The sequence below is a fragment of the Falsiroseomonas sp. RANM36 genome, from assembly GCF_056682175.1.
This window is the reverse complement of record NZ_JBWXTD010000002.1, coordinates 395,458-402,288: the sequence shown is the minus strand read 5'-3', so window position 1 is coordinate 402,288 and position 6,831 is coordinate 395,458. Positions and strand designations below refer to the sequence as shown.

General features: G+C 71.1%; 7 protein-coding genes and 1 pseudogene. 4 read left to right on the top strand and 4 right to left on the bottom strand.

The annotated features are described in order from the left end of the window. Nucleotides 1-97 precede the first annotated feature (97 nt). From AC1MIR_RS02750 to gatC, 4 genes are read right to left on the bottom strand one after another with little or no spacing between them, the layout of a single operon-like run. Nucleotides 98-1,174, bottom strand: coding sequence for an AI-2E family transporter (locus tag AC1MIR_RS02750; protein ID WP_480026655.1), 1,077 nt, complete (start codon nucleotides 1,172-1,174; stop codon nucleotides 98-100). 52 nt (nucleotides 1,175-1,226) lie between these two features. Next, nucleotides 1,227-2,675, bottom strand: a complete 1,449-nt coding sequence (gatB, locus tag AC1MIR_RS02745; protein WP_480026654.1) for an Asp-tRNA(Asn)/Glu-tRNA(Gln) amidotransferase subunit GatB — start codon at nucleotides 2,673-2,675, stop codon at nucleotides 1,227-1,229. Continuing rightward, the gene (gene gatA / locus AC1MIR_RS02740; protein ID WP_480026653.1) at nucleotides 2,672-4,153 is read right to left on the bottom strand and encodes an Asp-tRNA(Asn)/Glu-tRNA(Gln) amidotransferase subunit GatA; all 1,482 of its coding nucleotides are present in this window, start codon (nucleotides 4,151-4,153) and stop codon (nucleotides 2,672-2,674) included. Before gatA ends, gatB begins: the two co-directional genes overlap by 4 nt. Beyond that, nucleotides 4,153-4,449 (bottom strand): Asp-tRNA(Asn)/Glu-tRNA(Gln) amidotransferase subunit GatC, encoded by a 297-nt coding sequence (gene gatC, locus AC1MIR_RS02735; RefSeq protein ID WP_480026652.1) that lies wholly within the window; start codon nucleotides 4,447-4,449, stop codon nucleotides 4,153-4,155. Before gatC ends, gatA begins: the two co-directional genes overlap by 1 nt. 117 nt (nucleotides 4,450-4,566) lie before the next feature. On the opposite strand from gatC, the gene ruvX reads away from it, so the two are divergent. The 4 genes and pseudogenes from ruvX to AC1MIR_RS02715 form a co-directional block, all read left to right on the top strand. Further along, nucleotides 4,567-5,049, top strand: a complete 483-nt coding sequence (gene ruvX / locus AC1MIR_RS02730) for a Holliday junction resolvase RuvX (protein ID WP_480026651.1) — start codon at nucleotides 4,567-4,569, stop codon at nucleotides 5,047-5,049. Then, a complete protein-coding gene (locus AC1MIR_RS02725) occupies nucleotides 5,046-5,498 on the top strand; it encodes a hypothetical protein (RefSeq protein ID WP_480026650.1) in 453 nt (150 codons plus the stop codon). Before ruvX ends, AC1MIR_RS02725 begins: the two co-directional genes overlap by 4 nt. Nucleotides 5,499-5,552: 54 nt before the next feature. Then, nucleotides 5,553-6,488, top strand: coding sequence for an aspartate carbamoyltransferase catalytic subunit (locus AC1MIR_RS02720; protein ID WP_480026649.1), 936 nt, complete (start codon nucleotides 5,553-5,555; stop codon nucleotides 6,486-6,488). Continuing rightward, nucleotides 6,485-6,831 (top strand): annotated as a pseudogene (locus AC1MIR_RS02715) (dihydroorotase); the annotation flags it as partial. The gene AC1MIR_RS02720 and the pseudogene AC1MIR_RS02715, both read left to right, overlap by 4 nt.

Genomic DNA, 6,831 nt, shown 5'->3' with positions numbered 1-6,831 from the left:
GGGGTGCGTTCTCCGCCCCACCCCCCCCCCCCCCCCCCCCGCCTTGTTCCGGCGGCCGGTTCACCGCTCCGGCGAGTCCGCCTTCGCGGACCGGACGCTAGACCGGCGTCGCCGCCCGCCACGCCCGCAGCATCACCAGGCCGACGGCCAAAAGCACCGGGCCGATGAAAAGGCCCAGGAAGCCGAAGGCGACGAAGCCGCCGAACACGCCGATGATCACGATGGACAGCGGCATGTCCACGCCGCGCCGGATCAGCAGCGGCCGGATCAGATTGTCGGCGGAGGAGATGGCGGTCAGGCCCCAGGCGGCCATGAAGATCGCCCAGCCCGTCTGGCCCTGGTCGAACAGCCACCAGGCGGCGCCGATCCACATCGCGACGACGAGCGGGCTCAGCACCTGGCTGATCGAGAAGACGAAGGTCAGGAAGCCCAGCAGCGAAGCGGCGGGCACGCCCGCGATGGCATAGCCGATCGCCGCCGCCACGCCCTGCCAGATCGAGGTCCCGACCACGCCATAGGCCACGGAGCGCACCGCGCCGCCGGCCGTCGCCAGCACGTCCGACCCGGTCGGGCCGCCGATGCGGCGCGCGGCATGATGCAGCGCGTCCGCGATCGCTTCGCCGGACGTCCACAGCATCGCCGCGACCGCGAGTGCGAGCAGCATCTGGATGAGGCTGTCCGCCAGCCCGCCGGCGACAGTCAGCAGCACGGACTGGAAGCGGACCAGGTAGGGGCCGATGACGGCGCCCAGATTGTGCCGCGCCTCCAGCAGTTGCGGCCAGCCGGCGGTGATCTTGCCGCCCACCAGGGGCAGGTTCGCCAGCCATTCGGGCGGCTCCAGCGGCGCGCGCAGCAGCGCGTCCCGGGCCCATCCCATGCCGGCGTTGATGGCCTCGACCAGCCCCGGCGCGATGGCGAGCGTCGGCACCACGATGGCGGCCACGACCAGCATGATCAGCAGCGTCGCGGCAAGCCCGCGGCCGAGGCCGCGCCGCACGAGCCCGTCGCGCAAAGGCCAGAGCGCGATGGCGAGGATCGCCCCGAACATGATGGAGGTCGCGAAGGGCTGCAGCGTCGCCAGGATGCCGAGCACGACGCCGCCGACCGCGAGGATCGCGAGGCCGCGCTCCATGATGGGCGCGAGGCCCGGCTGCGGCGGCGGTGGCTGGTCCATGACCGCGAATCTCCCCTGCGGGCGGCGGCGCGGCGCGCCCGCCGGGAGGTTGTCAGCCCAGGAGCTTCTTGACCACCTCGTTCACCAGGGCCGGATTTCCCTTGCCCTGCATGGCCTTCATCGTCTGCCCGACGAAGAAGCCGAACAGCTTGTCCTTGCCGGATCGGTATTCCGCGACCTTGTCCGCGTTCTTCGCCAGCACATCGGCGACCGCGGCCTCGATGGCGCCGGTGTCGGTGACCTGGCGCAGGCCGCGCTCCTCCACGATCGCGCCGGGCGCCTTGCCCGTCTCGATCATGATCTCGAATATTTCTTTCGCCAGCTTGCCGCTGACGGTTCCGTCGGCGATCAAGTCGAGCAAGCCGCCGAGGTTCTCGGCGGTCACCGGCGGGTCGGTGATGTCGCGCTTGAGGCGGTTCAGCGCGGCGAAGAAGTCGCCCGTCACCCAGTTCGCCGCCTGCTTCGCGTCGCGGCCCTTGGCCACCGTCTCGAAGAAGGCGGCGGTCTCCTTCTCCAGCGTCAGCACATGCGCGTCATAGGGCGTGAGGCCCATGGCGACGTAGCGCGCGCGGCGCACATACGGCAGCTCGGGCAGCGACGCCTTGAGCTGCTCGACCCAGGACTTTTCCAGCACCAGCGGCGGCAGATCCGGCTCGGGGAAGTAGCGGTAGTCATGCGCGTCCTCCTTGGAGCGCATCGAGCGCGTCACGCCGCGCTGCGTATCGAACAGGCGCGTCTCCTGCTCGACGGTGCCGCCGGATTCCCAGACCTCGATCTGGCGCCGCGCCTCGGCCTCGACCGCCTGCATGACGAACTTCACGCTGTTGACGTTCTTCACCTCGCACCGCGTCCGATAGCCCTCGCCGGCCTTGCGGACGGAGACATTGACGTCGGCGCGCATCGAGCCCTCGTCCATGTTGCCGTCGCAGGTGCCGAGATAGCGCAGGATCTGTCGCAGCTTCGTCAGGTATGCGCCCGCCTCTTCCGGGCTGCGCATGTCGGGCTCCGACACGATCTCCATCAGTGCGACGCCGGAGCGGTTGAGGTCGATGAAGCTCTTCGTCGGATGCTGGTCGTGCAGCGACTTGCCCGCGTCCTGCTCGAGGTGCAGGCGCGTGATGCCGACGATCTTCTTCGCGCCGTCGGCAAGCTCGATCTCGATCTCGCCCTTGCCGACGATCGGGTGGGCGTATTGGCTGATCTGATAGCCCTGCGGCAGGTCGGCGTAGAAGTAGTTCTTACGGTCGAAGCGGGACCAGAGATTGATCTCGGCATTCAGCCCGAGCCCGGTGCGCACGGCCTGCGCCACGCATTCGCGGTTGATCACCGGCAGCATGCCGGGGAAGCCGGCGTCGATGAACGACACCTGGCTGTTCGGCTCGGCGCCGAAGGCGGTCGCGGCGCCGGAAAACAGCTTGGAGTGGGAGATGACCTGGGCGTGGACTTCCAGCCCGATCACCAGCTCCCAGGGGCCGGTGTTGCCTTCGATGGTGTAGCTCATGCGCGGATCCCCGGAACCGCATTGAACCCCGCCGCGCGCTCGATCGCCGCGCCGACACTGAAGCAGGTTTCCTCGTCCCAGGGCTTGCCGATCACCTGTAACCCGAGCGGCAGCCCCTGCGCGTCCAGCCCCGCCGGCACGGCGATGCCGGGCAGGCCCGCCAGGTTCGCCGTGACGGTGAAGACGTCGTTCAGATACATCGTCACCGGGTCGTCCTGCTTCTCGTCCATCCCGAAGGCAGCACTCGGCGTCGCCGGCGTCACGATGGCGTCCACCTTGCCCCAGGCCTCCTCGAAGTCGCGGCGGATCAGCGCGCGCACCTTCTGCGCCTTGAGGTAGTAGGCGTCGTAGTAGCCGGCGCTCAGCACATAGGTGCCGATCATGATGCGCCGCCGCACTTCCTGCCCAAAACCCTTCGCGCGGGTGCGCTCATAGAGGTCGCGCAGGTCGGAGTTCTGCGCCGTCTCCCGCAGGCCGAAGCGCACGCCGTCATAGCGCGCGAGGTTGGAGGAGGCCTCGGCCGGCGCCACCACATAGTAGGTCGGCAGCGCGTATTTCGTGTGCGGCAGGCTGATGTCCACCAGCGTCGCGCCCTGCTGCACCAGCCAGTCCAGCCCCTGCCGCCACAGCGCCTCGATCTCCGGCGCCATGCCGTCCAGGCGGTACTCTCGCGGCACGCCGATGCGCAGGCCCTTCACCGGGCGCGCGCAGGCGGCGGCGAAATCCGGCACCGGCAGGTCCGCGCTCGTTGCGTCGCGCGGGTCGAAGCCGGCCATGCTGCGCAAAAGAATCGCGCAGTCTTCCACCGTGCGCGCCACCGGCCCCGCCTGGTCCAGCGAGCTCGCGAACGCCACGATGCCGAAGCGCGAGCAGCGGCCATAGGTCGGCTTGATGCCCGCGATCCCGCAGAAGGCCGCGGGCTGGCGGATGGAGCCGCCGGTGTCGGTCGCCGTCGCGCCAAGCGCCAGATGCGCCGCCACCGCCGCCGCCGATCCGCCCGAGGAGCCACCCGGGACCAGACGCGTGTCGGGGTCGTTGGCGCGCGACCAGGGGTTCTCCACCGCGCCATAGGCGCTGGTCTTGTTCGCGGAACCCATGGCGAACTCGTCGAGATTCACCTTGCCCAGGAACACCGCGCCGTCGCGCAGCAGGTTCCGGGTGACCGTGCTCTCATAAGGCGGTGTGAAGCCCCGCAGGATCGCGCTTCCCGCCGTGGTCTGGACACCCTGGGTGCAGAACAGGTCCTTGATCGCCAGCGGCGCGCCTTCCAGCGGCCCCGCCTGCCCCGCCGCCCGACGGGCGTCGCTGGCCTTCGCCGCCTCCAGCGCCTGGTCCGCCATCACCGTGATGAAGGCGTTCAGGCGCGGGTTGAGCGTCGCGATGCCCTGCAGGAAGGCCTCGGTCAGCGCCACGGAGGTCGTCTCGCCGGCTTCCAGCGCATCCAGCGCGGAGCGCAGCGTGTGATCGGTCAGGCGCATCACTCGACCACCTTCGGCACGCCGAAATACGCCCCCATGCGGTCCGGCGCATTCGCCAGCACGGCATCCGCCTGGCCGCCATCGGTCACGGCATCGTCGCGCATGCGCATCGCCGGCTGACCCTCCGGCGCGCCGCCGGCCATCGGCTCCACGCCCTCGGTGTCCACGGACTGCAGTTGCTCGATCCAGCCCAGGATGCCGTTCAGCTCGGCCTGCATGCGGCCGACCTCGTCCTCTTCCAGGCGGATGCGGGCCAGCGAGGCGATGCGCCTCACGGTGGCGGCGTCGAGCGACATGCGGGGCGTTGTTCCAGACTGAGGGGTGGGGGCAGGAAGCGCCCGATCCGGTGGAAGTCAAGGGCCGGAGACCGGAGCCGCTTGACCCGCGGCGCGCGATCCCCTCCTTGCCGCCGCATGACGCCGCTGACCGTCGCCGAGCTCCGCGCCGCCCTGCCCCGCGCCAGCCGGCTGATCGGGCTGGATCCGGGCGCGAAGCTGATCGGGGTCGCGCTGTCGGATGTGACGCTGACGCTGGCCTCCCCCTATGGCGCGCTGAAGCGCGGCAAGCTGGCCGCGGCGGCGGCCGAGGTGGCGGCCATCGCGCGGCGGGAAGGCGCGGGGGGCCTGGTGGTCGGCCTGCCCATCGGGATGGATGGCAGCTTCGGCCCGGCGGCCCAGGCGGCCAAGGATTGGGGCCGGGCGCTGGCCGAGGCGGCCGGGCTGCCGCTGGCCTTCTGGGACGAGCGGCTCTCCTCCGCCGCGGTCAACCGGGCGATGATCGAGGCCGACCTGTCGCGCGCCAAGCGGGCGGACCGGGTGGATGCGGCGGCGGCGGCGTACATGCTGCAGGCGGCGCTGGACGCCACGGCGGCCCGACCCGCGGCAGGGCCGTCATGATCCTGACCAACCGCGCGCCCTTCTTCGCCTGGGGGCTGCTGGCGGTGTGGTGGCTTGGGCTGGTCATCGTCACCTGGGTCGCCTGGCGCGACTGGCCTTTGCCGGGCGTTCCGCCGCTCTGGGCTGGCTTGTTCCTGCTGTTCTTCTGGTCTGGCGGGATCGCCGGCACGGCGCTGGCGCTGCGCAAGCGCCCGGTAACGGTCGAGGTCACACCGGCCGGCGCGGTGCGGATCGCCGAGCTCGGCCCGCTCGGACGCCGGCGGCAGACGCTGCAGCGCGGCGACGTCGCCGCGCTGCGCATCGAGGAAAGCGAGGACAGCGACGGCGACCCCTATTTCCGCTGCTGGCTGGAGCTTGCCGATGGGCGGCGCTTCGCCGTGGCGGAGGGGCATCGCCGCCAGTCGGTCGAACACGATGCCGGCCGCTTGCGCCGCGCCCTCGGGCTGTGAGCGGCCGGCCGGCGCTCTGGCCGAATCCCCTGCCCGGCCTGTAGTCTGCGGCCCGTGCCCCTGCCCTTCCGCCATCTCCTCGCCATCGAAGGCCTGGAACCGCCCTATATCGCCGAGCTGCTGGACCTGGCGGACCACTACGCCCTGCAGAACCGGCGCGGCACGACGCAGCGCGACCTGCTGAAGGGCCGCACGCTGATCAACCTCTTCTTCGAGGACAGCACCCGCACCCGCACCAGCTTCGAGCTGGCCGGCAAGCGGCTGGGGGCCGACATCGTCAACATGTCCGTCTCCACCAGCAGCGTGAACAAGGGCGAGACGCTGCTCGACACCGCCTCCACGCTGAACGCGATGCGGACCGACCTGCTGGTGGTGCGCCACGGCCAATCGGGCGCGCCGGCGCTGCTGGCCCAGAAGGTGGACGCGGCGGTGATCAATGCCGGGGACGGCACGCATGAGCACCCGACCCAGGCGCTGCTGGACGCGCTGACCATCCGCCGCCGCAAGGGCAGGCTGGAGGGGCTGACGGTCGCGATCTGCGGCGACGTGCTGCATTCGCGCGTGGCGCGGTCCAACATCCACCTGCTGCTGACGATGAACGCCCGGGTGCGCATCGTCGGGCCGCCGACGCTGATCCCCGCCGAGGCGGCGCGGCTCGGGGTTTCGGTGCATCACGACATGACGTCGGGTCTCGAGGGCGCCGACGTCGTGATGATGCTGCGCCTGCAGAAGGAGCGGATGACCGGCGGGCTGGTGCCCTCGGCGCGCGAATTCTTTCGATTCTATGGGCTGGATGCGGCGAAGCTCGCCTATGCCAAGCCGGATGCCATCGTCATGCATCCGGGCCCGATGAACCGGGGCGTCGAGATCGACAGCGCGGTGGCCGACGATCCCGCCCGCAGCGTGATCGGCGAGCAGGTGGAGATGGGGGTGGCGGTGCGGATGGCGGTGCTGGACCTGCTGTCGCGCAACCTTCTGCGCAACGCATGACCGACCTTCTCTTCGCCAACGCTCGGCTGCTGGACCCCGCGAGCGGCCTCGACGCGCCGGGCAGCCTGCTGGTGCGGGACGGCGTCATCCTGGATCACGGCGCCAATCTCGGCACGCCGGAGGGCGCCGTCGTCGTGGATTGCGCCGGCGCCTGCCTCGCGCCCGGCCTCGTGGATCTCCGCGCCGCCCTCGGCGAGCCCGGTGCGGAGCACCGCGAGACCATCGCCTCCGCCGCGCAGGCCGCGGCGGCGGGCGGCGGCCCCCCGCGCTGCGCCCGGCCCGCCCCCGCCCCGCCGCGCGATGACGCCCCGCGGCTCCAGTTCGTTAACCGCCGCGGCCAGCC

What these genes read in the sequence shown, in the direction of transcription:
- AC1MIR_RS02750 (WP_480026655.1), bottom strand. Translation starts at nt 1,174, where the DNA reads ATGGACCAGCCACCGCCGCCGCAGCCGGGCCTCGCGCCCATCATGGAG.
- gatB (WP_480026654.1), bottom strand. Translation starts at nt 2,675, where the DNA reads ATGAGCTACACCATCGAAGGCAACACCGGCCCCTGGGAGCTGGTGATC.
- gatA (WP_480026653.1), bottom strand. Translation starts at nt 4,153, where the DNA reads ATGCGCCTGACCGATCACACGCTGCGCTCCGCGCTGGATGCGCTGGAA.
- gatC (WP_480026652.1), bottom strand. Translation starts at nt 4,449, where the DNA reads ATGTCGCTCGACGCCGCCACCGTGAGGCGCATCGCCTCGCTGGCCCGC.
- ruvX (WP_480026651.1), top strand. Translation starts at nt 4,567, where the DNA reads ATGACGCCGCTGACCGTCGCCGAGCTCCGCGCCGCCCTGCCCCGCGCC.
- AC1MIR_RS02725 (WP_480026650.1), top strand. Translation starts at nt 5,046, where the DNA reads ATGATCCTGACCAACCGCGCGCCCTTCTTCGCCTGGGGGCTGCTGGCG.